At 70.2% G+C, this 25,714-nt stretch carries 29 protein-coding genes; 9 read left to right on the top strand and 20 right to left on the bottom strand.

Going from position 1 to position 25,714, the window contains the following annotated elements; translation table 11 throughout:
• Positions 1 to 33: 33 nt before the first annotated feature.
• A complete protein-coding gene (gene rph, locus ACIBN2_RS14910) occupies positions 34 to 771 on the bottom strand; it encodes a ribonuclease PH (protein WP_399134754.1) in 738 nt (245 codons plus the stop codon).
• A gap of 95 nt (positions 772 to 866) precedes the next feature.
• Positions 867 to 1,100, bottom strand: coding sequence for a glucose PTS transporter subunit EIIB (locus ACIBN2_RS14905; protein ID WP_399134753.1), 234 nt, complete (start codon positions 1,098 to 1,100; stop codon positions 867 to 869).
• Between the two features lie 126 nt (positions 1,101 to 1,226).
• Here ACIBN2_RS14905 and ACIBN2_RS14900 point away from each other — a divergent pair, with 126 nt between their 5' ends.
• Together ACIBN2_RS14900 and ACIBN2_RS14895 are read left to right on the top strand one after the other, a co-directional pair.
• Entirely contained in the window at positions 1,227 to 2,516 is a 1,290-nt protein-coding gene (locus ACIBN2_RS14900) for a PTS transporter subunit EIIC (protein ID WP_399134752.1), read from the top strand.
• A gap of 179 nt (positions 2,517 to 2,695) precedes the next feature.
• A complete protein-coding gene (locus ACIBN2_RS14895) occupies positions 2,696 to 4,003 on the top strand; it encodes a PTS transporter subunit EIIC (protein WP_399134751.1) in 1,308 nt (435 codons plus the stop codon).
• A 69-nt stretch (positions 4,004 to 4,072) separates the two neighbouring features.
• On the opposite strand, the gene ACIBN2_RS14890 is transcribed toward ACIBN2_RS14895, so the two are convergent.
• Positions 4,073 to 4,825, bottom strand: coding sequence for an MBL fold metallo-hydrolase (locus ACIBN2_RS14890; protein WP_399134750.1), 753 nt, complete (start codon positions 4,823 to 4,825; stop codon positions 4,073 to 4,075).
• Positions 4,826 to 5,059: 234 nt separating this feature from the next.
• Here ACIBN2_RS14890 and ACIBN2_RS14885 point away from each other — a divergent pair, with 234 nt between their 5' ends.
• The gene (locus ACIBN2_RS14885; protein ID WP_399134749.1) at positions 5,060 to 5,512 is read left to right on the top strand and encodes a type II toxin-antitoxin system PemK/MazF family toxin; all 453 of its coding nucleotides are present in this window, start codon (positions 5,060 to 5,062) and stop codon (positions 5,510 to 5,512) included.
• 6 nt (positions 5,513 to 5,518) lie between these two features.
• Here the strand turns inward: ACIBN2_RS14885 and ACIBN2_RS14880 are convergent, their stop codons facing one another.
• From ACIBN2_RS14880 to clpS, 7 genes are all read right to left on the bottom strand, one after another.
• Positions 5,519 to 6,469 (bottom strand): PLP-dependent cysteine synthase family protein, encoded by a 951-nt coding sequence (locus tag ACIBN2_RS14880; RefSeq protein WP_399134748.1) that lies wholly within the window; start codon positions 6,467 to 6,469, stop codon positions 5,519 to 5,521.
• A 5-nt stretch (positions 6,470 to 6,474) separates the two neighbouring features.
• Positions 6,475 to 6,753, bottom strand: coding sequence for a MoaD/ThiS family protein (locus tag ACIBN2_RS14875; protein WP_399134747.1), 279 nt, complete (start codon positions 6,751 to 6,753; stop codon positions 6,475 to 6,477).
• Between the two features lie 110 nt (positions 6,754 to 6,863).
• On the bottom strand, positions 6,864 to 6,959 hold the full coding sequence (locus ACIBN2_RS14870; RefSeq protein ID WP_316754057.1) for a putative leader peptide: 96 nt from the start codon (positions 6,957 to 6,959) through the stop codon (positions 6,864 to 6,866).
• Between the two features lie 79 nt (positions 6,960 to 7,038).
• Positions 7,039 to 7,461, bottom strand: coding sequence for a Mov34/MPN/PAD-1 family protein (locus ACIBN2_RS14865; RefSeq protein ID WP_399134746.1), 423 nt, complete (start codon positions 7,459 to 7,461; stop codon positions 7,039 to 7,041).
• A 145-nt stretch (positions 7,462 to 7,606) separates the two neighbouring features.
• Positions 7,607 to 9,040 carry an amino acid permease gene (locus tag ACIBN2_RS14860; RefSeq protein ID WP_399134745.1) on the bottom strand — a complete coding sequence of 478 codons (1,434 nt, stop codon included), beginning with the start codon at positions 9,038 to 9,040 and terminating at the stop codon, positions 7,607 to 7,609.
• A 340-nt stretch (positions 9,041 to 9,380) separates the two neighbouring features.
• On the bottom strand, positions 9,381 to 9,986 hold the full coding sequence (locus tag ACIBN2_RS14855; protein ID WP_399134743.1) for a DUF2017 domain-containing protein: 606 nt from the start codon (positions 9,984 to 9,986) through the stop codon (positions 9,381 to 9,383).
• A gap of 12 nt (positions 9,987 to 9,998) precedes the next feature.
• Entirely contained in the window at positions 9,999 to 10,316 is a 318-nt protein-coding gene (gene clpS / locus ACIBN2_RS14850) for an ATP-dependent Clp protease adapter ClpS (RefSeq protein ID WP_393866148.1), read from the bottom strand.
• Between the two features lie 58 nt (positions 10,317 to 10,374).
• Here clpS and ACIBN2_RS14845 point away from each other — a divergent pair, with 58 nt between their 5' ends.
• The gene (locus ACIBN2_RS14845; protein WP_399134742.1) at positions 10,375 to 11,721 is read left to right on the top strand and encodes a nicotinate phosphoribosyltransferase; all 1,347 of its coding nucleotides are present in this window, start codon (positions 10,375 to 10,377) and stop codon (positions 11,719 to 11,721) included.
• A 108-nt stretch (positions 11,722 to 11,829) separates the two neighbouring features.
• The gene (locus tag ACIBN2_RS14840; protein WP_399134741.1) at positions 11,830 to 12,420 is read left to right on the top strand and encodes an isochorismatase family protein; all 591 of its coding nucleotides are present in this window, start codon (positions 11,830 to 11,832) and stop codon (positions 12,418 to 12,420) included.
• Between the two features lie 19 nt (positions 12,421 to 12,439).
• On the opposite strand, the gene ACIBN2_RS14835 is transcribed toward ACIBN2_RS14840, so the two are convergent.
• Both ACIBN2_RS14835 and ACIBN2_RS14830 read right to left on the bottom strand, forming a co-directional pair.
• Positions 12,440 to 12,799, bottom strand: coding sequence for a hypothetical protein (locus ACIBN2_RS14835; RefSeq protein ID WP_399134740.1), 360 nt, complete (start codon positions 12,797 to 12,799; stop codon positions 12,440 to 12,442).
• Positions 12,800 to 12,921: 122 nt separating this feature from the next.
• Positions 12,922 to 15,276 carry an immune inhibitor A domain-containing protein gene (locus ACIBN2_RS14830; RefSeq protein WP_399134739.1) on the bottom strand — a complete coding sequence of 785 codons (2,355 nt, stop codon included), beginning with the start codon at positions 15,274 to 15,276 and terminating at the stop codon, positions 12,922 to 12,924.
• A gap of 332 nt (positions 15,277 to 15,608) precedes the next feature.
• On the opposite strand from ACIBN2_RS14830, the gene ACIBN2_RS14825 reads away from it, so the two are divergent.
• Entirely contained in the window at positions 15,609 to 15,884 is a 276-nt protein-coding gene (locus tag ACIBN2_RS14825) for a hypothetical protein (RefSeq protein WP_399134738.1), read from the top strand.
• Between the two features lie 33 nt (positions 15,885 to 15,917).
• Here the strand turns inward: ACIBN2_RS14825 and ACIBN2_RS14820 are convergent, their stop codons facing one another.
• The gene (locus ACIBN2_RS14820) at positions 15,918 to 16,580 is read right to left on the bottom strand and encodes an RDD family protein (RefSeq protein WP_399134737.1); all 663 of its coding nucleotides are present in this window, start codon (positions 16,578 to 16,580) and stop codon (positions 15,918 to 15,920) included.
• A gap of 89 nt (positions 16,581 to 16,669) precedes the next feature.
• Entirely contained in the window at positions 16,670 to 18,178 is a 1,509-nt protein-coding gene (locus tag ACIBN2_RS14815) for an RDD family protein (RefSeq protein WP_399134736.1), read from the bottom strand.
• Between the two features lie 242 nt (positions 18,179 to 18,420).
• On the opposite strand from ACIBN2_RS14815, the gene ACIBN2_RS14810 reads away from it, so the two are divergent.
• On the top strand, positions 18,421 to 18,834 hold the full coding sequence (locus tag ACIBN2_RS14810; RefSeq protein WP_399134735.1) for an SsgA family sporulation/cell division regulator: 414 nt from the start codon (positions 18,421 to 18,423) through the stop codon (positions 18,832 to 18,834).
• A 16-nt stretch (positions 18,835 to 18,850) separates the two neighbouring features.
• On the opposite strand, the gene ACIBN2_RS14805 is transcribed toward ACIBN2_RS14810, so the two are convergent.
• The gene (locus ACIBN2_RS14805; RefSeq protein WP_399134733.1) at positions 18,851 to 20,266 is read right to left on the bottom strand and encodes an FAD-binding oxidoreductase; all 1,416 of its coding nucleotides are present in this window, start codon (positions 20,264 to 20,266) and stop codon (positions 18,851 to 18,853) included.
• A gap of 92 nt (positions 20,267 to 20,358) precedes the next feature.
• Between ACIBN2_RS14805 and ACIBN2_RS14800 the strand changes: the two genes are divergently transcribed.
• Positions 20,359 to 21,819, top strand: coding sequence for a tetratricopeptide repeat protein (locus ACIBN2_RS14800; RefSeq protein ID WP_399134732.1), 1,461 nt, complete (start codon positions 20,359 to 20,361; stop codon positions 21,817 to 21,819).
• A 1-nt stretch (position 21,820) separates the two neighbouring features.
• On the opposite strand, the gene nthA is transcribed toward ACIBN2_RS14800, so the two are convergent.
• The 5 genes from nthA to hppD form a co-directional block, all read right to left on the bottom strand.
• On the bottom strand, positions 21,821 to 22,402 hold the full coding sequence (nthA, locus tag ACIBN2_RS14795; RefSeq protein WP_399134731.1) for a nitrile hydratase subunit alpha: 582 nt from the start codon (positions 22,400 to 22,402) through the stop codon (positions 21,821 to 21,823).
• The gene (locus tag ACIBN2_RS14790) at positions 22,392 to 22,688 is read right to left on the bottom strand and encodes an SH3-like domain-containing protein (protein ID WP_399134730.1); all 297 of its coding nucleotides are present in this window, start codon (positions 22,686 to 22,688) and stop codon (positions 22,392 to 22,394) included. The genes nthA and ACIBN2_RS14790 overlap by 11 nt, the downstream gene beginning before the upstream one ends.
• On the bottom strand, positions 22,681 to 22,962 hold the full coding sequence (locus ACIBN2_RS14785; protein WP_399134729.1) for a hypothetical protein: 282 nt from the start codon (positions 22,960 to 22,962) through the stop codon (positions 22,681 to 22,683). The genes ACIBN2_RS14790 and ACIBN2_RS14785 overlap by 8 nt, the downstream gene beginning before the upstream one ends.
• A gap of 9 nt (positions 22,963 to 22,971) precedes the next feature.
• Positions 22,972 to 23,850 carry a Teichoic acid biosynthesis protein C (Precursor) gene (locus tag ACIBN2_RS14780; protein ID WP_399134728.1) on the bottom strand — a complete coding sequence of 293 codons (879 nt, stop codon included), beginning with the start codon at positions 23,848 to 23,850 and terminating at the stop codon, positions 22,972 to 22,974.
• Positions 23,851 to 23,961: 111 nt separating this feature from the next.
• Positions 23,962 to 25,107 (bottom strand): 4-hydroxyphenylpyruvate dioxygenase, encoded by a 1,146-nt coding sequence (gene hppD, locus ACIBN2_RS14775; protein ID WP_399134727.1) that lies wholly within the window; start codon positions 25,105 to 25,107, stop codon positions 23,962 to 23,964.
• A gap of 126 nt (positions 25,108 to 25,233) precedes the next feature.
• Here hppD and ACIBN2_RS14770 point away from each other — a divergent pair, with 126 nt between their 5' ends.
• A complete protein-coding gene (locus ACIBN2_RS14770) occupies positions 25,234 to 25,713 on the top strand; it encodes an Lrp/AsnC family transcriptional regulator (RefSeq protein ID WP_399134725.1) in 480 nt (159 codons plus the stop codon).
• Position 25,714: the final 1 nt, after the last annotated feature.

Genomic DNA, 25,714 nt, shown 5'->3' with positions numbered 1-25,714 from the left:
TGCCCGCTGCCGCCGCCCCTCTTGGTGCGCCCTTTACCTTTCCAGGACGGTACCAAGTGCCTTCTGCTGGAGGACAGCGAGTTCCGTGCAGCCGGAAACCGCCAGATCCAGAAGGGAGTTGAGTTCGTCGCGGGCGAACGGCTCGGCCTCCGCGGTGCCCTGCACCTCGACGAAGCGGCCGTCGCCGGTGCAGACGACGTTCATGTCGGTCTCGGCGCGGACGTCCTCCTCGTAGCAGAGGTCCAGCAGCGGCACCTTGCCGACGATGCCGACCGAGACCGCGGAGACGGTTCCGGTGAGCGGCTGGCGGCCGGCCTTGATCAGCTTCTTGCCCTGGGCCCAGGCGACGGCGTCGGCGAGGGCCACGTAGGCGCCGGTGATGGCGGCCGTGCGGGTGCCGCCGTCGGCCTGGAGCACGTCGCAGTCGAGGACGATCGTGTTCTCGCCGAGCGCCTTGTAGTCGACGACGGCGCGCAGGGAGCGGCCGATGAGGCGGCTGATCTCGTGGGTGCGGCCGCCGATCCTGCCCTTGACGGACTCGCGGTCGCCGCGGGTGTTGGTGGCGCGGGGCAGCATGGCGTACTCGGCGGTGACCCAGCCTTCGCCGCTGCCCTTGCGCCAGCGGGGGACGCCCTCGGTGACGGAGGCCGTGCAGAGGACCTTGGTGTCGCCGAAGGAGACGAGGACGGAGCCCTCGGCGTGCTTGCTCCAGCCGCGCTCGATGCTGACCGGGCGGAGTTGTTGGGGGGTGCGACCGTCGATTCGAGACATGCCGACGAGCCTAGTCGTAGACGGAGAAGCGGAAAGGACCCCTACCGCGATGGAAGGGGCCCTCGTCCGTGCGCCGGTCCTGGTGGACCGGCGGCTCACATCATGTCTTCGATCTCCGCGGCGATGGGGTCCGCGTCGGTGCCGATGACGACCTGGATCGCGGTGCCCATCTTGACGACACCGTGCGCGCCCGCGGCCTTCAGTGCGGCGTCGTCCACCTTGGAGGCGTCGAGGACCTCGGTCCGCAGACGCGTGATGCACCCCTCGACCTCTTCGATGTTCTCGATGCCACCGAGCCCGGCAACGATCTTCTCAGCCTTGCTGGCCATGACGTCTCCTCACGCACAGTTGGCCCAACTTCACGAGCGATGGCGCCGTGCGTATCCAAAGATGGCGTCACAGCATCCCTATCGATCGTAACTGGTCTACACCACCTTGCAGGCGGTCGCCAACCCATGAGTGCCGACACCGAGATCTCTCCCGCCCGTCGCCGGTGGCAGTCGGCGTTCCAGGGCCTGCAGAAGATGGGCCGCAGTCTGCAGCTCCCGATCGCGGTGCTGCCGGCGGCGGGCATCCTCAACCGGCTCGGCCAGCCGGACGTGTTCGGGAACGACGGGTTGGGCTGGACGAACGTCTCCAAGGTGATGGCGGGCGCGGGCGGCGCGCTGCTGGACAGTTCGCTCGGTCTGCCGCTGCTGTTCTGCGTGGGTGTGGCCATCGGCATGGCGAAGAAGTCGGACGGCTCGACCGCGCTGGCGGCGGTCGCGGGGTTCCTCGTCTACTACGGCGTGCTGCGTCAGTTCCCCGAGGACTGCCCGGGCGGCACGAAGCTGCTCGCCGGGGTGGGCTGCCAGGCGACCGACGAGACGGTGAGCACCCTCACCTATCAGAACCCAGGCGTCTTCGGCGGCATCGTCATGGGCCTGCTGGCCGCGTATTTCTGGGCCCGATTCCACCGTACGAAGCTGGTGGACTGGCTCGGCTTCTTCAACGGCCGGCGGCTGGTGCCGATCATCATGGCGTTCGTGGCGATCGCCGTCGCGTCGCTGAGTCTGTGGGTCTGGCCGCCGGTCGGCGGCGCGCTGGAGAGCTTCAGCAACTGGATGAGCGACCTGGGCGCGTGGGGCGCGGGCGTGTTCGGTGTCGCCAACCGCGCGCTGCTGGTCGTGGGGCTGCACCAGTTCCTCAACGTGCCCATCTGGTTCCAGTTCGGCAGCTTCACCAAGCCGGACGGCACGGTGGTGCACGGTGACATCAACATGTTCCTCGCGGGGGATCCGAACGCGGGCCAGTTCACCTCGGGCTTCTTCCCGATCATGATGTTCGCCCTGCCTGCGGCCGCGCTCGCCATCACCCACTGCGCCAGGCCGCACCGGCGCAAGGAGATCGGCGGCCTGATGCTGTCGGTGGCCCTGACCTCCTTCGTCACCGGCATCACGGAACCGATCGAGTACTCGTTCCTCTTCATCGCCCCGCTCCTGTACGCGGTCCACGCACTGCTGACGGGTGTCTCGATGGCGGTGACCTGGGGCCTCGGCGTCCACGACGGCTTCAGCTTCTCGGCCGGGCTGATCGACTACGTCATCAACTGGAACCTGGCGACGAAACCGTGGGCGATGATCCCGATCGGGCTGTGCTTCGCCGCCGCCTATTACGTCGTCTTCCGCTTCGCGATCACGAAGTTCGATCTGAAGACGCCGGGGCGGGAGCCGGACGAGGAGCGCGAGGACGTCACGAAGGCCTGACAAGGGCCTTACGTCACAAGGGAGTTGGCCTCCGGACCCGCTGGTTCGGGGGCCTTCGTCATGCAACAGCGCGTAGCAAGCCGGTAACAGGAATCGCGGGTTCCTTTATGTCGACTTCATCTGCTACAACAGGTCTACACCACTGAGTGGTGTAGACCACCACCCGATGGAGGAAGTATATGAGCACCGCCACCGCGCCACCGGCGGCCCCCACGAAGAAGTGGAGCTCAGGCCTGTTCCAGGGCTTGCAGAAGATCGGACGCAGCCTTCAGCTTCCCATCGCCGTGCTTCCTGCGGCGGGCCTGCTCATGCGACTCGGCCAGCCGGACGTCCAGGCCAAGCTGCACCTTCCGACCGATGTCGCGAAGGTCTTCGCCGGTGCCGGTGGCGTCCTGTTCGACAGCTCGTTCGGTCTGCCGCTGCTGTTCTGCATAGGCGTGGCCATCGGCTTCGCGAAGAAGGCCGACGGCTCCACGGCGCTCGCCGCAGTGGTCAGCTTCCTGACCTACTACGCGGTGATCCACCAGTTCCCGATCAAGGACGGGCATGACGGCGCCACCTACACGGCCGTCGCCCCCTTCGGCGGCTTCTGGCAGAAGGGCCACGGGGTCGCGGAGGCCGCGACCTTCCAGAACCCGGGCGTGCTTGGTGGCATCATCATCGGTCTGCTGACCGCCGTACTGTGGCAGCGTTACCACCGCAAGAGGCTCAAGGACTGGCTCGGCTTCTTCAACGGCCGCCGGCTGGTGCCGATCATCACGGCCGTCGTCGGCGCCGTCCTCGGTGTCCTGGTCGTCCTCGGCTGGCAGCCCATCGGTGACGTCATCACCAACTTCGGCGAGTGGATGACTGGGCTCGGCTCCGTCGGCGCGGGCATCTTCGGCCTCGTCAACCGCGCGCTGATCCCGATCGGCATGCACCAGTTCGTGAACTCGGTGGCCTGGTTCCAGATCGGCGACTACACCAACTCCGCCGGCACGGTCTTCCACGGCGACCTGCCGCGCTTCTTCGCGGGTGACCCGCACGCGGGTATGTTCATGACCGGCTTCTTCCCGATCATGATGTTCGGTCTGCCGGCCGCCGCCCTGGCCATCGCGCACTCGGCCCGTCCCGAGCGCCGCAAGGCCGTGATGGGCATGATGATGTCGCTGGCGCTGACCTCGTTCGTCACCGGGGTCACCGAGCCGATCGAGTTCTCCTTCATGTTCATCGCCCCGGTGCTCTACGCGATCCACGCGGTACTCACCGCCGTCTCCATGGCGCTGACCTGGGCACTGGGCATGCACATGGGCTTCAGCTTCTCGGCCGGTCTCACCGACGTGTTCATCAACTGGGGCATCTCCACCAAGCCCTGGCTGCTCATCCCCGTCGGCCTGGTCTTCGCCGCCGTGTACTACGTCCTCTTCCGCTTCGCGATCACCAGGTTCAACCTCCCCACCCCGGGCCGCGAGCCCGACGAGGAGGTCGAGGACCTCACCAAGGCGTGAGTCCCGCTCGCAGGGCATGACGAAGGCCCCGGCACCGAGAAGGTGCCGGGGCCTTCGTGCGTGAAGGCGTCAGATCTCGTACGAGTGCCTCGGTGCCGCCAGTTCCACCGGCCCGGAGAAGACCTCGCGGGCGTCACGGAGGTTGGCCCGGGGGTCGGTCCACGGGGGGATGTGGGTGAGGACCAGGCGGCGCGCGCCGGCGCGGGCCGCCGTCTCACCCGCCTCGCGGCCGTTGAGGTGCAGATCCGGGATGTTCTCCTTGCCGTGCGTGAAGGCCGCTTCGCAGAGGAACAGGTCGGTGTCGCGGGCGAGTTGGTCCAGCGCGGGGCTGATTCCGGTGTCGCCGGAGTACGTCAGGGACGAGCCACCGTGCTCGACCCGGATGCCGTACGCCTCCACCGGGTGCACCACGCGCTCCGTGTGCACCGTGAACGGGCCGATCTCGAAGGTGGACGGCTTGACCGTGTGGAAGTCGAAGACCTCGCTCATCGAGGAGGCGGTGGGGGTGTCGGCGTACGCCGTGGTCAGGCGGTGCTCGGTGCCCTCGGGGCCGTAGACGGGGATCGGGTCGCAGCGGCCGCCGTCGTGGCGGTAGTAGCGCGCCACGAAGTAGGCGCACATGTCGATGCAGTGGTCGGCGTGCAGATGACTGAGGAAGATCGCGTCGAGGTCGTAAAGACCGCAGTGGCGCTGCAACTCGCCAAGGGCACCGTTGCCCATGTCGAGGAGCAGCCGGAAGCCGTCGGCCTCTACGAGGTAGCTCGAGCAGGCCGATTCCGCGGACGGGAACGACCCCGAGCAACCGACGACGGTGAGCTTCATGGAGCAGAAACCTCCGCGGGCGGGAACTTTTTCTGGCGGGAGACGGGGGTCGTGCGGTTCGTCGAGCGTAAGGCGCAAAACGCCCGGTCGCTCCTCCGGCAAGGGCTGTTGTGGGCGAACTCACCTGTGGTGTCACCGGTTCGGCTGGACCCTGGGGCGGTGCGGCGCCGGGGAGCGAGCACGGGTTCGACAGAGGGCGCGCGGCGCTCATCGCGCGCCGGTACCGTCGTCCGTATGGACACGTCATGGTGGCTCGCGCTCGCGGCGGTGGTGCTGCTCGCGCTGGTCGCCACGCTCGTCGACGGCTGGGGCCGGGGGCGGCGGCCCGCGGGACGCCGGACACGGCCGCCGGGCCGGCCGGGCGGCCGGAAGGGGACACGGCCGCGGCCGGCGGAGATCTGGTGGGCGAACGTGCCCTACGAGGACGGGCCCGGCGAGAAGGACCGGCCCTGTCTGGTGCTGGTGGTGCACGGGGAGCGGGCGACCGTCGCGAAGATCACCAGCAAGCACCACGACGAACGGTCCGGGGTGATCCCGCTGCCCCCGGGTGCGGTGGGCGACGCGCGGGGGCGCGCCAGTTTCCTGGAGACCGGCGAGCTCCGTGAGGTGCCGGTGTGGCAGTTCCGGCGGAGGGTGGGCGTGGTGGACCCGGTCCTGTGGGACCAGGTCCGTCACCTGGCGACGTGAGAGGGGCTACGCCCAGAGCTGGCCGTGCAGCGTCTCGATCGCTTCCTCCGTGGTCGCCGCGGTGTAGACGCCCGTCGACAGGTACTTCCAGCCGCCGTCGGCCACGACGAACACGATGTCCGCGCTCTCGCCCGCCTTCAGCGCCTTGTTGCCGACGCCGATCGCCGCGTGCAGTGCCGCGCCGGTGGAGACACCCGCGAAGATGCCCTCCTGCTGGAGCAGTTCACGGGTGCGGGTGACCGCGTCCGCGGAGCCGACCGAGAAGCGGGTGGTGAGGACGGAGGCGTCGTAGAGCTCGGGGACGAAGCCCTCGTCGAGGTTGCGCAGGCCGTAGACCAGGTCGTCGTAGCGCGGTTCGGCGGCGACGATCCTGACGTCCGGCTTGTGCTCGCGCAGGTAGCGGCCGACGCCCATGAGGGTGCCGGTGGTGCCGAGGCCCGCGACGAAGTGGGTGACGGAGGGGAGGTCGGCGAGGATCTCCGGGCCGGTGGTCGCGTAGTGCGCGCCGGCGTTGTCGGCATTGCCGTACTGGTAGAGCATCACCCAGTCGGGGTGCTCCGCGGAGAGTTCCTTGGCGACCCGTACGGCGGTGTTGGAACCGCCCGCGGCCGGGCTGGGGATGATCTCGGCGCCCCACATGCCGAGCAGGTCCCGGCGCTCCTGCGAGGTGTTCTCGGGCATCACGCACACCATGCGGTAGCCCTTGAGCTTCGCGGCCATGGCGAGGGAGATGCCGGTGTTGCCGGAGGTCGGCTCCAGGATCGTGCAGCCCGGGGTCAGCCTGCCGTCCTTCTCCGCCTGCTCGATCATGTACAGGGCGGGGCGGTCCTTGACCGAGCCGGTGGGGTTGCGGTCCTCCAGCTTGGCCCAGATCCGGACGTCGGCGGACGGCGACAACCGCGGCAGGCACACCAGAGGGGTGTTGCCCACCGCGGCCAGCGGGGAGTCGTAACGCATCCGGATCAGGCCATGCCGCCGGCCACGGCCGGCAGGATCGTGACGTTGTCGCCGTCGGCGACCTTGGTGTTGATGCCGTCGAGGAAGCGGACGTCTTCGTCGTTCAGGTAGACGTTGACGAAGCGGCGCAGCTCGCCGTTGTCCACGATGCGGGCCTGAATGCCCGTGTGCCGGGACTCGAGGTCGGTGAGGAGTGCGGCGAGGGTGTCCCCGTTGCCCTCCACGGCCTTCTGGCCGTCGGTGTACGTGCGGAGGATGGTCGGGATGCGGACCTCGATGGCCATGGCTGAGGGCTCCTGTCGGTGATTACGTCGGGTCAGTGGGCGCGCGGCGGCGCAGCGTGCGGGGTGTGCGTGGGTGCCGCGGCTCACGGCCGTACGGCGGCAGGGCAGCGTCAACAGATGGCGCTGGCGAGCCTGCACAGGTCGACGTGCAGCCGCGCCACGAGCAGCATGCCCGGCGTCTTGTCGCTCACGTCATGGAGAACCATGGGGTCATCGTATCGATTCCCGGTCGGCTGCCCTGAGTGTGATCTCACATCTCGGACGGTTTCCATCCGGGCTTCGAGATCAGTATGCCTCCACCACCGTGACCTCCTCCTCCGTGACCTCGCCCGCCACGATCCGGAACGAGCGGAACTGGAAGTCACCGAGGCCGTCCGCGTCGGCGGTGGAGACCAGGACGTAGTGGGCGCCCGGCTCGTTGGCGTAGGAGATGTCCGTGCGGGAGGGGTAGGCCTCGGTGGCGGTGTGCGAGTGGTAGACGATCACCGGCTCCTCGTCGCGGTCGTCCATCTCGCGGTAGAGCTTGAGCAGGTCGCCGGAGTCGAACTCGTAGAACGTGGGCGACATGGCCGCGTTCAGCATCGGGATGAAGCGCTCGGGGCGGTCCGAGCCCGCCGGGCCCGCGACGACGCCGCACGCCTCGTCGGGGTGGTCCTTGCGCGCGTGCGCGACGATCTGGTCGACGAGGGCCTGGGTGATGGTCAGCATGTTCGCCAGGATATGCAGAAGGGCCGCCCCGTACCGATGGGTGGTACGGGGCGGCCCGAATGCCGGACGCCGTGAGCGGTGCCGCAGCGGATGCCACGAGTATCCGCCGCGGCCGGCGTCCTCGGTGAGGGCGCGGGGTCGGGGGTCAGCCCACCTTCTCCAGCGTCGGCTCGCGCCGTTCCGTCACTGCGGGGTTGCGGGCCTTGAGCACCGCCCAGCCGATACCGAGGGCGACCGCCCAGCCGGCCATCACGAAGAGGCAGATCCGGGAGTCGGCGTCGTAGGCGATCAGGCCGGTGACGAAGAGCAGGAACGCGATGGCGATGTACGAGCACACCGCGCCGCCCGGGGCCGGGAAGGACGAGGCGGGCAGCCGGCCCGCGTCGACCGCGCGGCGGTAGAGGACATGGCTGACCAGGATCATCAGCCAGGTCCAGATGCCGGCCGCGGTGGCCACCGAGGTGACGTAGCCGAACGCCTTCTCCGGGACGACGTAGTTCAGGACCACGCCGATGCCCATGAAGAGCACGGAGACGGTGATGCCGAACGCCGGGGTCTTGGAGGCGGACAGCCTGCTGAAGACCTTCGGGGCCTCGCCGTTGTCGGCGAGGTTGCGCAGCATGCGGCCCGTCGAGTACATGCCGGAGTTGCAGGAGGACAGGGCCGCGGTGAGCACGACGAAGTTGACGATGCCCGCGCCGGCCGGGATGCCGATCACCGCGAACGCCTTCACGAAGGGGCTGACGCCCTCCGCGAACTGGGTCCACTTCACCACGCACAGGATGACGGTGAGGGCGCCGACGTAGAACAGCGCGATGCGCCAGGGCAGGGTGTTGATCGCCTTGGGGAGGGTCTTCTCCGGGTTCTCGGACTCGCCGGCCGTGACACCGACCAGCTCGACGGCGAGGTAGGCGAACATGACGCCCTGGAGCGTCATCAGGGACGAGCCGACGCCCTTGGGGAAGAAGCCGTCGAACTGCCAGAGGTTGGCGACGGAGGCGGTGTCGCCGGCGGCGCTGAAGCCGAAGGTGAGGACGCCGAGACCGATGACGATCATGCCGATCAGCGCGGTGACCTTGACCATCGAGAACCAGAACTCCAGCTCGCCGAAGAGCTTGACGGAGATCAGGTTGACGCCGAAGAGCACCACCAGGAAGACCAGGGCGGTGGTCCACTGCGGGACGGACGGGAACCAGTAGTTGACGTAGATCGCGGCGGCCGTCAGCTCGGCCATGCCGGTCACGACCCACATCAGCCAGTACGTCCAGGCGGTGAAGTAGCCGAAGAACGGGCCGAGGAACTCGCGGGAGTACTCCGCGAAGGAGCCCGAGACCGGGCGGTACAGGAGCAGCTCGCCGAGCGCCCGCATGATGAAGAAGATGATCACGCCCGCGAGGGCGTACATGAAGATGAGGCTGGGGCCGGCCTTGGCGATGTTCGCCCCGGCTCCCAGGAAGAGGCCGACGCCGACGGCGCCGCCGATGGCGATCATCTGGACCTGGCGGCTGCCGAGTCCGCGCTCGTACCCCTCTTCGGCCCGCTGCGGGGCCTCCTCGTTCTCGACCTGGGCGGAGGTCATGTGTGGTGCGCCTTTCTCCATGCCGACCCGGGCCTCTCGTCGGCCTCGGATCGGGTCTCGATCCCCCCGGATGATGGAGCTGGGCGGGTTTTGCGGACCCGCCCGTGCCTGGCCGGCGATCCGCCGGCTCGGTGGCGCACCCGGCCGAACATGGGTGGTGTTCGCCGGGCGGTCGTGAAGATTTATCACGGCCGCAACATTGATCACTGCTGTGTCATGTGGCACAGAACACAGGGAGAAGCGGACAAAGTTCGCCCGCGAAGGCATAGAAGGCCGCCGCGGTGATGTGATCGTTATCCGGATTTGAGCGTCCTCTGAGCGAACGCCCGAGGGCCTCACATCACGGCATCAGCGTCGAGACGAGCGTCTCCTGGAGGCCGCCCAGCCACAGGTACGCCATCACCATCGGCTTGCGCGGGTCCTCGTCGGGGAGCCGGTAGAGGAGGTCGGTGTCGTCCTCGTCGGTGATCTCCAGCCGGGAGCCGATCGCCAGGCGCAGGTCGTTGAGGGAGCTCAGCCACTGGCGGGACTCCTCCCCCGACAGCTTGAGGACCGCCCCGCCGTCGGCGGCAGGCGTCAGCGCGTCCAGGGAGCGGACGACCGCGAGCGCGTTCTCGCGCTTGCCGGCCCGCAGGTCGTTCTCGGTATAGCGGCGGAACTCGGCGGAGTACTCCCGCTGCTCCTCCGCGTCCTCCGGACGGGCGGGCGGGCCCTCGGGGTCGCTGTAGGCGTCCGGGAAGAGCCGCCGCAGCACCGGGTCCTTGGGGGGCTCGCTGGGGCCCTCGGCGAAGAGTTCGGCCAGCGGGTCGTCGGACGCGTCCTCACCGGGGCCGGGTCCGACGAGCTCGAGGAGCTGCACGGCCAGCGACCGGATGATGGAGATCTCGACGTCGTCGAGGGCGACGGCCGCGCCGCCGCCGGGGAGCGGTTCGAAGTGTCCTGGCATGAAGTGGGTTCGCTACTTCCGGTCCTGCTGGAGGGTGGCCCACAGACCGTAGCCGTGCATGGCCTGCACGTCGCGTTCCATCTCCTCGCGAGAGCCGCTGGAGACGACCGCCCGGCCCTTGTGGTGGACATCGAGCATGAGCTTGGTGGCCTTGTCCTTGGAGTAGCCGAAGTACGTCTGGAAGACGTACGTCACGTAGCTCATGAGGTTGACCGGGTCGTTGTGGACGATCGTGACCCAGGGGACGTCCGGCTCGGGTACGGCGGAGACCTCCTCCGCCGATTCGGTCCGTTCGATCTCAAGGGGAGCGGGTGACGTCACACTGCCCATGCTGCCATGGCCCCCACAAATCGTCACACTGACGCGAAGTGGGGTAGCATCTCCTGCCATGAACACAGCGGACCTAGGGCTGCCGGTGGACGTTCCCTCGACGGCGCTCTTCACGGATCAGTACGAGCTCACGATGCTGCAGGCCGCCCTCAGGGCCGGCACCGCGGAGCGGCGCAGCGTCTTCGAGGTCTTCACCCGGCGGCTGCCCGACGGGCGGCGCTACGGCGTCGTCGCGGGCACCGGGCGTGTCCTGGACGCCGTGGAGAACTTCCGCTTCGACGCGGGCGTCCTCGGCTTCCTCCGGGAACGGGGCATCGTCGACGAGCCGACGCTGGAGTGGCTGGCCGGCTACCGGTTCAGCGGTGACGTGTGGGGCTACCCCGAGGGCGAGGTGTACTTCCCGGGGTCGCCGATCATGCGCGTCGAGGGATCGTTCGCCGAGTGCGTGCTGCTGGAGACCGTGATCCTGTCGATCCTCAACCACGACTCCGCGATCGCCGCGGCCGCCTCCCGGATGTCCTCGGCCGCGGGCACCCGTCCGCTGATCGAGATGGGCGCCCGCCGCACCCACGAGCTGGCCGCCGTCGCCGCCGCGCGCGCCGCGTACGTCGGCGGTTTCGCCTCCACCTCCGACCTCGCGGCCGGCTTCCGCTACAACATCCCGACCGTCGGCACCTCCGCCCACGCCTTCACCCTGCTCCACGACCACGAGCGGGACGCCTTCCGGGCCCAGGTCGACTCGCTCGGCCGGGGCACCACCCTGCTCGTGGACACCTACGACGTCGCCGAGGCCGTCCGCACGGCCGTCGAGATCGCCGGGCCCGAGCTGGGCGCCGTGCGCATCGACTCCGGCGATCTGCTGCTGGTCGCGCACCGGGTGCGGCAGCAGCTGGACGAGCTGGGCGCCACCGGCACGAAGATCATCGTGACCTCGGACCTGGACGAGTACGCCATCGCCTCGCTGGCGGCGGCGCCGGTGGACGCGTACGGCGTCGGCACGCAGCTGGTGACCGGGTCCGGGCACCCGACGGCCTCGATGGTCTACAAGCTGGTCGCCCGCGCGGAGTCCGACGACCCGAAGGCGCCGCTGGTGCCGGTGGCCAAGAAGTCCACCGGCGGCAAGACCTCCGTCGGCGGCCGCAAGTGGGCCGCGCGGCGGGTGGACGCGGACGGGGTCGCGGAGGCCGAGGTCGTGGGCACGGGCGGGGTGCCGGCCGAACTCGCCGACCGGCAGCTGCTGGTCGAGCTGATCAAGGGCGGTGACGTGGTCTTCCGCGAGCCGCTGGACGTCGTACGCGACCGGCATGTGGCCGCGCTGGCCGGCCTGCCGCTCTCCGCGACCCAGCTCTCGCGAGGGGAAGCGGTGATTCCGACGGAGTACGCGACCCGCGGCTCGGGTAGCTGACAGCCAGTGACCGAAGGGGGGTGGCCGGGCGTGCACCCCCCCGCCCTCTCCCGCACCGCCCACGAAGTCTCTAGGCTCGAAGCTCACACACAGTCGAAGGACACCCGCATGCGCCGCGCCTTGATCGTCGTCGACGTCCAGAACGACTTCTGCGAGGGGGGCAGCCTCGCCGTGGCCGGGGGTGCCGACGTGGCCGCCGCCGTGACCGAGCTGATCGGACAGGCGGCAGGCTCCGGCTACCAGCACGTGGTGGCGACCCGCGACCACCACATCGCCCCCGGCGGCCACTTCGCCGACAACCCCGACTTCGTCCACTCCTGGCCCGCGCACTGCGTCGCGGGCACCGAGGGGGTCGGCTTCCACCCGAACTTCGCGCCCGCCGTCGCCTCCGGGGCGATCGACGCCGTCTTCGACAAGGGGGCGTACGCGGCGGCGTACAGCGGCTTCGAGGGGGCCGACGAGAACGGCGTCAAGCTGGCCGACTGGCTGCGCGCCCGGGACGTCGGCGAGGTCGACGTCGTCGGGATCGCCACCGATCACTGCGTGCGCGCCACCGCGCTGGACGGCGTACGGGAGGGCTTCCGTACGCAGGTCCTGCTCGAGCTGACCGCCGGGGTGGCCGCGGAGACCACCGAGCGGGCGCTCGAGGAGATGCGCGAGGCGGGCGTGGAACTCTCCGGAAAGCCCGTCGTGGCCTAGCCGCGGCCCGCCTGAGCCCCTAGCCGCGGCCCGCCTGGGCGGTGGCCGTGGGGCGCCGCAGGAGGGCCCTGATGGGGTGCCACAGCTCCTGGGGGAGCTCCGGTCCGGGCACGACACCGTTGTCAGGGGCCGTTCGCCATATCAGGCCGTCGGGGTGGTGCAGGACCGCGGTGATCTCGTCCGGCGTGGGCGGGGCGGCGTTGCCACGCAGATAGACCGCCCGCATGCCGAGGTTGCGCAGCCTGGTCAGGGCGCGCGCCCGGTTGCGGGCATGGACGAGGACACGGACGCAGCCCGTGCCGTCGGCGGTGGGTCTGGGCAGGTTCAGAGCCACCACCACGCTGCCGGTCGGCAGCTTGCAGAAACCTCCTGCGGCCATGCAGGTCACACCCCCGTGCGAGTCGGTGTCAATAAGCGAAGCACAGGACGCACCTAAACACGATCGGCGGCAACCCGCCAGGGGGTTGCCGCCGATACGCTTCTGACCTGCGGAAATGCCGACTACTTCACCGCGGGGCCGATCTCGACCTTGATCGTCGAGCCATCCTTGGCCTCCCGGACGATCTTGATCTTGGTGTTGGTGTCAGTGATCTTGACGCCACCTGTCGGGTTCGACGCGTCGTAGTAGGTGCTGGCGTGGTCGTCGAAGACCGGCACCCCGGACGATCCCTTGATCTTGGTCGCGACGTCCGCGCTGTGCAGCGTGATGCCGTCGGTCGGGTACCGGCTGAACGGCGAGTCGTAGGCCTGCATGCGGTTGCGCATCAGCTTGCCGTCGGACCACTTGAGCGCCTTCGGGTGCGAGTCGACCGGAAGGATCAGGCCGGTGCCCGGGTGCTCGGACGTGTTGTTGTCCGCCTGGGAGGTGTCCCACTTCCAGACCAACAGGCCGTTCTGGTACGGGTAGTGCTCCACCCAGTCCGGACGGGTCGTCGAGAAGCCGAAGTTGTACGGGCCGCTCTTCAGCGTCTTGTCGTACGACACGTACTGGCGGTTCTCGGCGATGTAGTACTGCTTGTAGTCCTTGGTGAAGGACGCGCCGATGCGGGAGAAGCCGTTCGCGGTCCAACCGGCGTCGGCGGCCTCGGCGTTGTCGGAGAAGACCGTCGCGCCGTCCGCGGTCACCGTGATCTCGTCGGCCGCGAAGCCCTTCTGCGCCACACCGCCGTCGGTCTGGTAGCGGAAGCGCAGCTGGACCTTCTGGCCCGCGTAGGCGTCGAGCGGGTACGACAGCTTCTTGTACGCGTCCACCGTGCCGGTCAACGCGGGCTTGTCGCTGCCGTCGCGCGGGATGGCCTGGCCGTCCACCGTGCCGTCCAGGGCGGTCCAGTTGGCGCCGCCGTCGGTCGACACCTCGGCGTAGAGGTAGTCGTAGTTGGCCTCGATGTCGTACCAGCCGTCGAGCGTGAGGGCGGCCGACTTCTTGCCGGTCAGGTCGACCTCACGGGTCAGCGTGTTCTTCAGGTCGTTGCCGCTGCCGCTCCACCACTGGGTCGAGCCCTGCGCCGGGGCGACGACCTCGGTGGTGACCGCCTTGTCGGGCAGCGAGACCACCAGGCCCTGCTTGTTCTTGGTGTTGTACTCGGCGACGCCCAGCGTCTGCTTCGCCTTCGTGCCGGCCTTCGCGGTGCCGTAGTCGAGCCAGCCGAGCTGGAGCTTGTCCCAGGCGTTCATGTCGCCCGGCAGGTCGCCGATGGCCTGCTTGCCGGTGCCGAGCCAGGAGCCGGAGGACATCAGGGTCCAGAAACCGGTGGAGTTGTCCCCGCCGCTGGTGTCGTACTCGTCGGGCAGGCCGAGGTCGTGGCCGTACTCGTGGGCGTAGACGCCGAGTCCGCCGTTCTCCGGCTGCATCGTGTAGTCGCCGACCCAGATGCCGGTGTCGCCGACCTGGGTGCCGCCGAGCTTGTTGCCCGTGGGGCCGGTGGCGCCGGCGTCGGTGCCGAAGGCGTACCAGCGGTGGGCCCAGATCGCGTCGGTGCCCTGCGCGCCGCCGCCCGCGGACTCGTCCTCGCCGGCGTGCACGATCTGGAAGTGGTCGATGTAGCCGTCGGGCTCGTTGAAGTTGCCGTCGCCGTCGTAGTCGTAGCGGTCCCACTGGTCGTACTGGGCGAGGTCCGCCTTGATGGCGGCTTCGGACTTGCCGGCCGCCTTCTGGTCGGCGACCCAGGTGTTCAGGCCGTCGCGCACCAGGTTCCAGGCGGTGGAGCAGGTGGTGGAGCCGCAGGCGTTGTTACCGTAACGGGCCTCGTTGTAGGGGACCTTGACCCAGTCGCTGACCTCGCCGTTCACCGAGTAGCGGCCCGAGGACTGCTTCTCGTAGTACTTCTTCAGCGACTCGGTCTTCTTGCCGGTGCCGAAGTAGAGGTCCTGGAAGTGCTTCTGGTTGTAGTCCGCCTGCCACGCCGTGGAGTTGTCCTTGGTGCGGTCGGGCGCGGCTATCTGGTTGTGCAGGGGGCCGGCGGTGCCGCCGTACTTCGGGTCCGTCTGGTCGCCGAACTCCGCCAGGATGGTGAAGATCTTGTCGGTCTTCTCCCGGCCCAGTTCGACGTACTTGCTGTCGCCCTTCCTGCTCTTGAGCTGGACGACGTGCGAACCGTTGCGGTCCTTGACCTGGGTCCTGCCCGATATGACTTCGCTCAGCGCCTCCTGGCGCTGAGCCTCCTGGGTCCTGGAGAGCGGGCCGTCGAGGTCGTGTTCCTTCATGCTGCTGACCGCCGCCGGGTCGTGGCGGTCCACGGTGGCGGACTTGGCCGGTTCGGCGGCCTGCGCCATGGCGAACGTCGAGAAGGTGGCGGTTGCCGCCGCGAGCGCGACCCCGATCGCGGTCGCTCTGAACGTCCAAGGTCTATGGGTCACTTGAGTTCCTCTTGGTCAAGGTGGCGAGTCAAGTGACGCAATTTGACTAGAGGTCGGTAAGAAAAGACAGACCTTGACTTGAACAGGACAAGTGCATTATGCGGAAGCGGAGTCCGCTTTGCGAACGCCGCGACCGGCGCGTTCGCCCGTCCACGTGGTGGACTCCATGACTCCGTGCGCCCCCTGTGCACCGGCACTGTTGGTTAGGTCACGCTTACTGTTCGTTCCACTCGGGCACACACGCGATTAGAGTCGGTTGGCGGACAGCCTTGAAACGGCGGAAAGCCAGGCCGACACCCCCGTGGACCCCCACTTCCGAGGACACGATTGCCATGCCTCGTCCGACGCCCTCCCAGCTCGTCTACGGTTCGTGCACCGTGATCTTCTCGACGCTCGCCATGCTGCTGCTGTCGCAGACGAGTTCGGGCGTCGGGATCGCCGTCATCGCCGTCGCCGCACTCGCCCTCGGACTCCTGGTCGCGATGACGGTGCCACTGCCCAGGACCAGGGTCGTCGCCGTGGAGCAGCCGGCCGAGAGGGAGACGCCCGTACCGGCCGCGGTCGGCACGGCGGCGTCCCGGCCGGTGCACGAGCGCGCCGCCTCCTGACGGCGTCCCGACCGGAGTCGCCCCGCACCCGCGTCAACGGATGCTGACCACCACCGTCTTGGCGGCCTTGTCGTGCAGGCCCTGCTTGTAGGGCCGGTCGAAGTAGCTCCAGCCACCGCAGATCGCGGTCCAGATGCAGGCGCAGCAGAACGCGAAGGGGAGCCACAGCACGGCCGCGCGGGCCAGCGAGGTCTGCACGGAGGGCGTGGAGCCGTCGTTGAGGTTGGCCACCCGCATGTTCAGCCACTTCTTGCCGAGCGTCTGTCCCGACGTGCTGGTCAGAAACGTGTCGTAGGCGATGTAGAGGACGGCCGCGACGACGGACTGCGCGAAGGACTTGCCGTACTCGATCTTGTTGCCGTTCACGCTGTACTCGTGCACGCCCATCGGCCAGGTGAGCAGCCAGACGACGATGCCGACCAGGATCATGTCGACGATCCGGGCCAGCGTGCGCTTGCCGCTGTCGGCGAGCGGGGGCATGCCGGCGAGCGGGTCGTTGGGGTAGGCGCCACCGCCGTAGGGATCACCGGCGATGTACGGACCGCCGCCGTGCGGCGGGGGCTGGCCCGGTGGCGGCTGCCCGCCGCCTCCCGGCGCGTCGTAGGGTGAGCCCGACCCCTGGCCAGGCGGGGGCTGCTTCCTGAACGGGTCGTCCTCCGGCGGCTGTCCGGAGCCCGGGGGCGGTTCGGTGCTCATGGCCCGAGTGGACCGCGAACCTCCGCGCCCCGCATCCGGCGAACGGCCGTCCGGAGTACCGAATCAGCTGATGCGTACGCCGTATGCGCTCATCCCGCGACGAACGTACCCGCCGCCTTGTCGTGCCAGCACTGGCGCCAGGGGCGGTCGAACAGGCACCAGGCGACGCCCACGACACCCACCACGAGCAGGCCCGTCACGCTGTACACGAGCCAGCGGCGCAGCGCCCCGCCGAAGGACGGCGGCTCGTGCCCCTCGATGTCCCGCACCTGGAGCCCGAGCAGCTTCTTGCCCAGGGTGCGGCCCCATCGGGCGGTCGGCAGCGCCTCGTAGAGGACGCCGAACAGCAGCAGCACGGCGAGCACGACGCCCAGGTACACCCCGGTCGTGCCGTCCACCAGCCATACGGTCACGGTCCGGCCGGAGAGCTTGGCCGCGTCGATCTTCTCGTCGACGTGGTCGAGCGCCTTGGTGCCCAGCGGTACGGCCGCCACGGCGGTGACGGCCAGGAGGACGACGGTGTCCAGAAGCCGGGCGGCCAGCCGCTTGCCGAGGGCGGCGGGGCGGGCCGCGGACTGACGGCGGGCGGCGGCCGTGAAGATGTCCTCGACGGGCGGCTTCCAGGGGGCGACCGGCTGCTCCTCCTCGGCGCCCGCGAGCCGGTGCACCTGCTGCGCCCAGGAGGACTGACCGCCGCCGGGGCCGCTGGCCATGGGTGCGGGGGCGGGCTGCCCCAAGGGGGCCTGGCCGGCCGGGGGTTGGCCGGCGGGAGGCTGTCCGGTCGCGGCGGGCCGGGCGCCGCCGGACTGCGGCGGGACCGTCGGGGGGGTCTGCTGGGGGCCGGAGAACCCGGGCTGTGCGGGCGGGGCGGCGGAAGGCTGGGCCTGCGACCCGGCGGCACGCTCGGCCGCCGCCTTGCCCGCGCCGAAACCGGGCTTCTGCGCGCTGTGAGCCTGCGCCCCGCCCTGCGCTCCCGTGCGCGGGGACACCGCGCGGAACGTCATGGTGCCCTCGTCACCCGCGGGGCCACCGGGACCGGGGATGCCGGGAGCGGCCGTGCCCTTGGCGCCCGCGGCCCCCGTCCCCGCGGACGGCGCCGTCGGCCGGCGGAAGACGAACGTGCCGCCGGAGTCCACGTCGCCGGAGCCCTGGTCCGCCGGCGGGATGCCGGCCGTGCCGTCCGTGCGGGCGGCCCGGCCGTCCGGCTGGGACGGAGGAGCGGCGGGCACGCGCGGGTCCGCGGCCGGCGGGGATCCCCAGGACACCCGGCGGTCCTGGTCGCCGCCGAAGCCGGACTGGTGGGCGGCGTCGGCGCCCCAGGCGGAGGCGGGTTCGGGACGGCCACCGTGCTGGGCCTCGGCCGGGGACGGTCCGGGCGCGGGGTCCTCGTCGAAGAAGTGCGGCCCCGTCTCCTCCACCGGAGGCGGGTGCGCCCCGGGCGGCGGCGCGAGCGACTCGCCGTCCGTCGGCGCCGGACGGCTGGTGCCCGGTACCCAGGCCGCGCCGTTCCAGTACCGGACATATCCAGGAATGGACGGATCCGGGTAATACCCCTCACGGGGCCTGTTGTCACCGGGGGCCGGGGTTGGGGCACTCATGTCCGTCGTCCCGTATCTGCTCGGGGGTGAATATGGGGGGTCCACATCTATCAGACCCGCTGCTCCCCCACCGCCAGTCCCGCCGGACCCACCCCTTTCCGGGCAACCCCGTGCACGGCCTTCACAGACCCGGAAAAAATAGTTCCCGCAACCCGCGTAATGATCGGGCGGGCTCCCCCTCTCTCCTCGTACGGGCCCACCGCGGGGCCCCGTACAGCTGCCCGAGAGAGGAACCGGACGCCATGCACTACACCGTGGTGGAACGCGAGCTGGAGCTCAGACTGATCCTGTCCCCGGGGCGCGGCGTCCCGGTCCCGGCGCGGCTGAGCTACCGCACCGACGATCCGTACGCCGTCCACGTCACCTTCCACATCAACTCCGAGAGCCCCGTGTACTGGACGTTCTCCCGCGAGCTGCTGGTCGAGGGGGTGTTCCGGCCGTGCGGGCACGGGGACGTGCGGGTGTGGCCGGCCAAGGCGGAGGGGCGCAGCGTCGTCCTGATGGCGCTGAGTTCACCCGACGGTGACGCCCTGCTGGAGGCGCCGGCCGCCCAGGTCTCGGCCTGGCTGGAGCGGACGCTGCGGGTGGTGCCCCCGGGGACTGAGGGCGAGCAGCTGGGGATCGACGACGCGCTCGATCAGCTGCTCGCCCAGTGACCCCACCGGGGCCGGATCAGAACAGCTTGCCCGGGTTCAGGAGGTCCAGCGGATCGAAGACCCGCTTGATCTGCCGCTGCATCTCCACCCCCACCGGGCCGATCTCGCGCGCCAGCCACTCCTTCTTCAGGACTCCCACACCGTGCTCGCCGGTGATGGTGCCGCCGAGTTCCAGGCCGAGGGCCATGATCTCGTCGAAGGACTCGCGGGCGCGCCGGGACTCGTCGGGGTCGGCCGCGTCGAAGCAGACCGTCGGGTGCGTGTTGCCGTCGCCCGCGTGCGCGACGACCCCGATGGTCAGCTGGTACTTCTCGGCGATCCGCTCGGTGCCCTCGAGCATCTCGCCGAGCCTGGACCGGGGCACGCACACGTCGTCGATCATCGTGGTGCCGCTGACGGCCTCCAGCGCGGTGAGCGACAACCGCCGCGCCTGGAGCAGCAGTTCGGACTCGGCGAAGTCCTCGGCGGGGACGACCTGGGTGGCGCCCGCCGCCTCGCACAGCGCGCCGACGGCGGCGAGGTCGGCGGCCGGGTCGGGGGTGTCGAAGGCGGCCAGCAGCAGGGCCTCGGTGGTCTCCGGCAGGCCCATCTGCGCCATGTCGTTGACGGCCTTGACCGTCGTGCGGTCCATCAGCTCCAGCAGGGACGGCACATGGCCGCCCGCCATGATCCGGCACACTGCGTCGCAGGCGGCGGCCCCCGACGCGAACTCGGCCGCCAGCACCAGCTGCTGCGGCGGCTGCGGCCGGAGCGCCAGGATCGCCCGTACGACGATGCCGAGCGAGCCCTCGGAACCGACGAAGAGGCGGGTGAGGTCGTAACCGGCGACGCCCTTGGCGGTACGGCGGCCGGTGGACATCAGCCGTCCGTCGGCCAGCACCACCTCCAGGCCGAGCACGTACTCGGCGGTGACCCCGTACTTCACACAGCACAGGCCGCCCGAGGCCGTCCCGATGTTGCCGCCGATGGTGCACATCTCCCAGCTGGAGGGGTCCGGCGGGTAGTACAGGCCGTGCTCGCCGACCGCGCGGGAGAGGGTGGCGTTGATGACGCCCGGCTCCACCACGGCGACGCGGTCGACCGGGTTGATCTCGAGGATCTTGTCCATCTTCGTCAGCGACAGCACGATGCAGCCGTCGGAGGCGTTGGCGCCCCCCGACAGGCCGGTGCGGGCGCCCTGCGGGACGACCGGCACGCGCAGTTCGGTGGCGGTGCGCATGACGTGCTGCACCTGCTCGACCGTGCGCGGCAGCACGACCACCGCCGGGGCGCCGGCCGGGCAGAAACTGGCCATGTCGTTGGCGTAGGAGACCGTGACGTCCGGGTCGGTCAGGACGGCCTCGGCGGGCAGACCGGCCAGGAGCCGGTCGGCGAGGTTCCCGTTCACCGCTGTGTCCTCGTCGCGACGCGCTTCGATTCGGCTCATGATCACAGGTTCGCACCCGGGGCCATCGGTGTGAACCCCGTCTACGGCACTGGACGTATGCCGGGATGTGCTCGTCGTACTGACGCACAGTGATCGCCATGGAGAAGCAAGCGGAGGCCGCCGGGCGGGCGCGGGGCAGAAGAGGCCGGCGGCTGCTGGTCGCCGCCGTCGCGGGGTGTGCCGTGCTCGGCGGGGCGCTGGCGCTGTGGCCCTGGCAGCGGCCGGCCGTGCGCCCGCCGGTCGCTCCGGCGCCGGGCGCGGAGGCGCTGACGGCGGTCACCGCGGGCGTGCCGGCCGCGCTGCCCGACCTGGCGGCGCTGATCGACGAGCGCGAGGCCCTGGTGCGCGCGCATCCCGGGGACGCGCGGTCGTGGGCGGTGCTCGGGGTGGCCTATGTCGAACAGGGGCGGCGCACGGCGGACGCCGGGAACTACCCGCGGGCCGAGCAGGCCCTGCGCACCTCGCTGAAGGTGCTGCCGCAGAAGAACGCGGCCGCGCTGGACGGCATGGCGGCACTGGCGAACGCCCGCCGCGACTTCCGGTCGGCGCGGACCTGGGGCGAGGCGGCGCTGAAGCTCGGCGCGAAGCGCTGGACGGCGTATCCGCCGCTGATCGACGCCTACACCGGGCTCGGCGACTACAAGGCGGCCAAGCGGACGCTGGACCGGCTGCTTGACCTGCGCACCGGGGCGGCCGTGCAGGGGGTCGCCGCGGCCGTCTACCGCGACCGGGGCTATCGCGAGGACGCGGCGGCCTCCCTGTCCGACGCGGCGGCGGCCGCGGCCCAGCCCGCCGAGCAGGCGGCGTATCTGGAGCGGGCCGGGGAGCTGGCCTGGGAGCGCGGGGATCTGGACGAGGCCCTGCGGCTCTTCCAGGCGGCGGTGCGCCTGGACCCCGACCAGCGGGCGGCGCAGGCCGGGCAGGGGCGGACGCTGGCCGCACTGGGCCGCACCACGGAGGCGCTGAACGCCTACCGGGTGGCCCTCGACAAGCAGCCCTGCCCCCAGTACGCGCTGGAACTGGGCGAGCTGTACGAGTCGCTGGGGCTGGAGCAGGCGGCCCGGGTGGAGTACGACCTGCTGCGCACCCGGGCGGCGGACGACGCCGCGGGCGGGATGGACGACGAGCTGGTGCTCGGGATCTTCGAGGCCGATCACGGGGACCCGCGGGTCGCCGTGCGCCGGCTGCGTGCGGAGTGGCAGCGCCAGCCCGGGATCGAGGTGGCCGACGCGCTCGGGTGGGCGCTGCACCGGGCCGGTGACGACAAGGAGGCGCTGAAGTTCGTCACGATCGCGACGGACCGGGCGCACGGGGGCGGCGTCCGCAGCGCGCCGTACTCCTACCACCGCGGCATGATCGAGCAGGAGATGGACCTGTCCGCGCCCGCGCGACGGCATCTTCAGGAGGCGCTGCGGATCAACCCGTACTTCTCGCCGCTCGCCGTGCCGCTCGCCCGGCAGGCGCTCGCGGCGCTGGGCGGGCCGCCCGACGAGCCGGTGCCCACGGGCACGCCGAGCGAGGACGACGTGGACAACAAGGCGCGCCGGCAGACCCGTTGAGTCAGACCGCGGCGGTGCCGATCAGGGCGTTGCGGGTGACGAGGGCGGCCAGCTGTTCCTCCCCGAGGCCATCCGTGCCCTCCGGGCGGCGCGGCAGGACCATGTAGCGGGTCTCGGCGCTGGAGTCCCACACCGTGATCTCCGTGCCGGCGGGCAGCTCGACGCCGAACTCGGCCAGCACGGCCCGGGGTTCGCGCACCACGCGGGAGCGGTAGGCCTCGGACTTGTACCAGCTCGGGGACGGGCCGAGCAGCCGCAGCGGATAGCAGGAGCAGAGGGTGCAGACGATGACGTTGTGCGTCGTCTCGGTGTTCTCGACGACCCGCAGGCGCTGGTACGAGCCCTCCATGAAGCCGAGTTCGCGCACGGCCGCGGTGCCGTCCGCCAGCAGCCGCGCCCTGAACTCCGCGTCGGTCCACGCCCGGGCGACGACCCGCGCGCCGTTCGCGGGCGACGCCCCGGACAGCGACGCGTCGATGATCTCGTCCAGCCGGGCGCCGGAGAGCACGCCCTTCTCCTCCAGCAGCGTCTCAAGGCGCCGCACCCGCTGCGCGATCGTCGCGTCCCCGTGGTCACCGCTCATCGGCTGCATCCTCTTCGTACGCTTCCAAGTAGCTTTCCCACAGGTCCAGTACGACGTGGTGGTCGCCCTCGCCCCACAGGTCGCGGGCCGCGAACCGGACCGCGTAGATCTGCTCGACCGGCGCGTCCCCGCGGCCCTGCGCGCTGACGTCGGCGAGCTCGGCCGGCCCCTCCGGTTCGACGACGACGCCCCGCTTGCCGCGGGCGTAGCGCGGCAGGCGGGTGTGGTGCGGCGGGTCGTGGAGGAAGGTGCGCACGGGCGTGCCCGGCGGGAAGCGGTCAGTCATCGAGCTCACCCGGCCTGATCACGCCCTTCTGCTCCAGCAGGGTGCGGACCGCGAGGAACCAGCGCTCGTAGTACGACGTCGAGAGGTACTCCGCCGGAGGCATCGACTCGATCGCGTCCCGGAACTCGTTGGTGTTGAAGATCCCCTGGGCGCGCAGGGCGTTGACGAGCCCGACCACGCGCGCCTCCCAGTCCGCGTGGAAGGGCTCCGCGTCGTCGCTGATGTCGATCGCGCCGAAATTCTGGACGCCGCCCACGTCGTTGATCCTGGCCATGCGGCAAGCCTACGGCCGGGCGGCCGCCGCGTCGTCCTTGACGAGGATCGAGAAGCGGCGCGCCCCCACCGCCCCCGACGCCAGGCCGAAGTACACCTTCGGGTCCGCGCCGCCGCGCACGGCCACGCCCTCCGGCTCGCGGTGGCTGAGCTGGTACCCGGCGACGGTGCGCTCCTGCTGGAGGAGCTCGCCGCCGGTCAGGGAGAGGCTGGAGAGGTACGCGTTGCCGCGCCCCGCCGCCGGGTTGGTCCTCGCGTCGTAGGCCGAGCCCGCGACCTGGTAGATCACGTCGCCGTGCAGGGCGTACCCCTGGAACGGGACCGCCGGATCGGGGTGCGCGCCCACCTGGGCGATGTCCGCGACCGGGTCGGCGTAGTGGCCGGCCACGAAGGCGTCCAGGTCCCAGACGCGGTAGCGCGGCCTGTTGGCCCTGTCCCGGTAGCGGACGGCGATGCGCCTCGACGTCATGCACACCGACGGCTGGTTGTTGATCGAGTCCGGCACCGGGCGGCGGACGGCGACCTGCGAACGGGTGCGCACGGCGCCGTTCTTGAAGTGGAAGCGGGCGACGCCCTGGCCGAAGCCGTTCTCGGCGTCGGCCTCGGTCCAGATCCAGGTGCTGCCGTCCTTGGCGTCGCGCTGGACGCCCATGCTGACGCCGTGACCGAACGCCCTCAGATACATATGGCCGAGCAACGCGCCTTTGTAATCGAGCCGGTTGAGACACAGGTCGCCCGCCGCGTGACCGCCGGCGGTGAGCTGAAGGACGTACAGGTGCCTGTTCGGCTCGTCGAAGGCGAACGACTGGAGCACCGTCGGCTCCCTGAGCGTGGCCTTCTGCCAGAGCCACCGCGCGGACGGTACGGCGAGATCGATCGCAGCGGACACTGGGCTCCCCTCGTGTCCTGCGGATGCCCCCGCGGCACCCGCAGGACACGAGGTTGTCAACGTCCGTTCAGCGGTGGCAAGTTCTGCGAACCCACAGGTTCCCCGCCGGCCTCACAGGTTGCCGCGCTTCTCCTGCTCCCGCTCGATCGCCTCGAACAGGGCCTTGAAGTTGCCCTTGCCGAAGCCCATCGAGCCGTGCCGCTCGATGATCTCGAAGAAGACGGTCGGCCGGTCCTGGACCGGCTTGGTGAAGATCTGCAGCAGGTAGCCGTCCTCGTCGCGGTCGGCCAGGATCTTCAGCTCGCGCAGCGTCTCGACGGGCACGCGGGTGTCGCCGACCCACTCGCCGAGGGTGTCGTAGTAGGAGTCCGGCGTGTTGAGGAACTCCACGCCGGCCGCGCGCATCGTGCGGACCGTCTGCACGATGTCGCCCGTGTTGAGCGCGATGTGCTGCACACCCGCGCCGCCGTAGAACTCCAGGTACTCGTCGATCTGGGACTTCTTCTTGGCGACGGCGGGCTCGTTGATCGGGAACTTCACCTTGAGCGTGCCGTCGGCCACCACCTTCGACATCAGCGCGCTGTACTCGGTCGCAATGTCGTCGCCCACGAACTCCTTCATGTTCGTGAAGCCCATGACCTTGTTGTAGAAGCCGACCCACTCGTTCATCTTGCCGAGCTCGACGTTGCCGACGCAGTGGTCGACCGCCTGGAAGGTGCGGTGGGCGGGCGGCGCGACGATCGGTGCCGCGGCGACGAAGCCGGGGAGGTAGGGGCCGTCGTAGCCGGAGCGTTCGACGAGGGTGTGGCGGGTCTCGCCGTAGGTGGCGATCGCGGCGAGGACGACCGTGCCGTGCTCGTCCTTCACCTCGTACGGCTCGGCCACCGAGCGGGCGCCGTGCTCGATCGCGTAGGCGTACGCGGCCCGGGCGTCCGGGACCTCGATGGCGAGGTCGACGACGCCGTCGCCGTGCTCGGCCACGTGCTCGGCGAGGAAGGTGCCCCAGGTGGTGTGGGGCTTGATGACGGAGGTGAAGACGAAGCGCGCCGAGCCGTTCTCCAGCACGTAGCTCGCGGTCTCGCGGCTGCCGTTCTCCGGTCCGGAGTAGGCGACCAGCTGCATGCCGAAGGCGGTGGAGTAGTAGTGCGCGGCCTGCTTGGCGTTGCCCACGGCGAAGACGACCGCGTCCATTCCCTTGACCGGGAAGGGGTCGGCCTGCCGGGCGGTGTCGGGAGTGTGGTGTGTGGTCTGCGTCATGTCGGCAGCCTGACCCCCGTACGCAAGGTGCGCAATAGTTTGCGGAACGGCTGGGCAACCTGCTCAGCGATAGGCCGGTAACCGCGGCCTTTCTGTACAGGATGACCACCCGATCGGGAGGCTGATGTGGCGATCGACCAGCTGGACGGCCGGATCATCGTGCTGCTGGCACGGGAGCCGCGGATCGGGGTACTGGAGATGTCCCGGCGGCTCGGAGTGGCGCGCGGGACGGTGCAGGCCCGGCTGGACCGGCTTCAGTCGAATGGCGTCATCCGCGGGTTCGGGCCCCAGGTGGATCCGGCCGCCCTCGGATACCCCGTCACCGCCTTCGCCACCCTGCAGATCCGCCAGGGTCAAGGGCCGGACGTACGGGCCCACTTGGCGACCGTGCCCGAGGTGCTGGAACTGCACACCACCACCGGCAGCGGGGACATGCTCTGCCGCCTGGTGGCCCGCTCCAACGCCGATCTCCAACGGGTCATCGACCGGGTTGTCGGATTTGATGGCATTGTTCGGGCCGCCACCGCCATCGTCATGGAAAATCCCGTTCCGCTACGGATCATCCCGCTGGTGGAGCAGGCGGCGGCGGAACCGGAGCGGACCTAGC

This window comes from Streptomyces sp. NPDC050534 (assembly GCF_044457745.1).
GTDB lineage: Bacteria > Actinomycetota > Actinomycetes > Streptomycetales > Streptomycetaceae > Streptomyces.
The sequence above is the reverse complement of the archived record's forward strand: the minus strand, read 5'-3'. Positions and strand labels throughout refer to the sequence as shown.

Coding starts and splice junctions, on each gene's coding strand:
- ACIBN2_RS14885 (WP_399134749.1), top strand. CDS start 5,060: ATGGACACGTCATGGTGGCTCGCGCTCGCGGCGGTGGTGCTGCTCGCG.
- ACIBN2_RS14870 (WP_316754057.1), bottom strand. CDS start 6,959: ATGGTTCTCCATGACGTGAGCGACAAGACGCCGGGCATGCTGCTCGTG.
- ACIBN2_RS14860 (WP_399134745.1), bottom strand. CDS start 9,040: ATGACCTCCGCCCAGGTCGAGAACGAGGAGGCCCCGCAGCGGGCCGAA.
- ACIBN2_RS14890 (WP_399134750.1), bottom strand. CDS start 4,825: ATGAAGCTCACCGTCGTCGGTTGCTCGGGGTCGTTCCCGTCCGCGGAA.
- ACIBN2_RS14855 (WP_399134743.1), bottom strand. CDS start 9,986: ATGCCAGGACACTTCGAACCGCTCCCCGGCGGCGGCGCGGCCGTCGCC.
- ACIBN2_RS14790 (WP_399134730.1), bottom strand. CDS start 22,688: ATGACTGACCGCTTCCCGCCGGGCACGCCCGTGCGCACCTTCCTCCAC.
- ACIBN2_RS14825 (WP_399134738.1), top strand. CDS start 15,609: ATGCCTCGTCCGACGCCCTCCCAGCTCGTCTACGGTTCGTGCACCGTG.
- ACIBN2_RS14895 (WP_399134751.1), top strand. CDS start 2,696: ATGAGCACCGCCACCGCGCCACCGGCGGCCCCCACGAAGAAGTGGAGC.
- ACIBN2_RS14840 (WP_399134741.1), top strand. CDS start 11,830: ATGCGCCGCGCCTTGATCGTCGTCGACGTCCAGAACGACTTCTGCGAG.
- ACIBN2_RS14905 (WP_399134753.1), bottom strand. CDS start 1,100: ATGGCCAGCAAGGCTGAGAAGATCGTTGCCGGGCTCGGTGGCATCGAG.
- ACIBN2_RS14880 (WP_399134748.1), bottom strand. CDS start 6,469: ATGCGTTACGACTCCCCGCTGGCCGCGGTGGGCAACACCCCTCTGGTG.
- ACIBN2_RS14845 (WP_399134742.1), top strand. CDS start 10,375: ATGAACACAGCGGACCTAGGGCTGCCGGTGGACGTTCCCTCGACGGCG.
- ACIBN2_RS14865 (WP_399134746.1), bottom strand. CDS start 7,461: ATGCTGACCATCACCCAGGCCCTCGTCGACCAGATCGTCGCGCACGCG.
- rph (WP_399134754.1), bottom strand. CDS start 771: ATGTCTCGAATCGACGGTCGCACCCCCCAACAACTCCGCCCGGTCAGC.
- ACIBN2_RS14900 (WP_399134752.1), top strand. CDS start 1,227: ATGAGTGCCGACACCGAGATCTCTCCCGCCCGTCGCCGGTGGCAGTCG.
- ACIBN2_RS14815 (WP_399134736.1), bottom strand. CDS start 18,178: ATGAGTGCCCCAACCCCGGCCCCCGGTGACAACAGGCCCCGTGAGGGG.
- ACIBN2_RS14800 (WP_399134732.1), top strand. CDS start 20,359: ATGGAGAAGCAAGCGGAGGCCGCCGGGCGGGCGCGGGGCAGAAGAGGC.
- ACIBN2_RS14785 (WP_399134729.1), bottom strand. CDS start 22,962: ATGGCCAGGATCAACGACGTGGGCGGCGTCCAGAATTTCGGCGCGATC.
- nthA (WP_399134731.1), bottom strand. CDS start 22,402: ATGAGCGGTGACCACGGGGACGCGACGATCGCGCAGCGGGTGCGGCGC.
- ACIBN2_RS14875 (WP_399134747.1), bottom strand. CDS start 6,753: ATGGCCATCGAGGTCCGCATCCCGACCATCCTCCGCACGTACACCGAC.
- ACIBN2_RS14835 (WP_399134740.1), bottom strand. CDS start 12,799: ATGGCCGCAGGAGGTTTCTGCAAGCTGCCGACCGGCAGCGTGGTGGTG.
- hppD (WP_399134727.1), bottom strand. CDS start 25,107: ATGACGCAGACCACACACCACACTCCCGACACCGCCCGGCAGGCCGAC.
- ACIBN2_RS14810 (WP_399134735.1), top strand. CDS start 18,421: ATGCACTACACCGTGGTGGAACGCGAGCTGGAGCTCAGACTGATCCTG.
- ACIBN2_RS14820 (WP_399134737.1), bottom strand. CDS start 16,580: ATGAGCACCGAACCGCCCCCGGGCTCCGGACAGCCGCCGGAGGACGAC.
- clpS (WP_393866148.1), bottom strand. CDS start 10,316: ATGGGCAGTGTGACGTCACCCGCTCCCCTTGAGATCGAACGGACCGAA.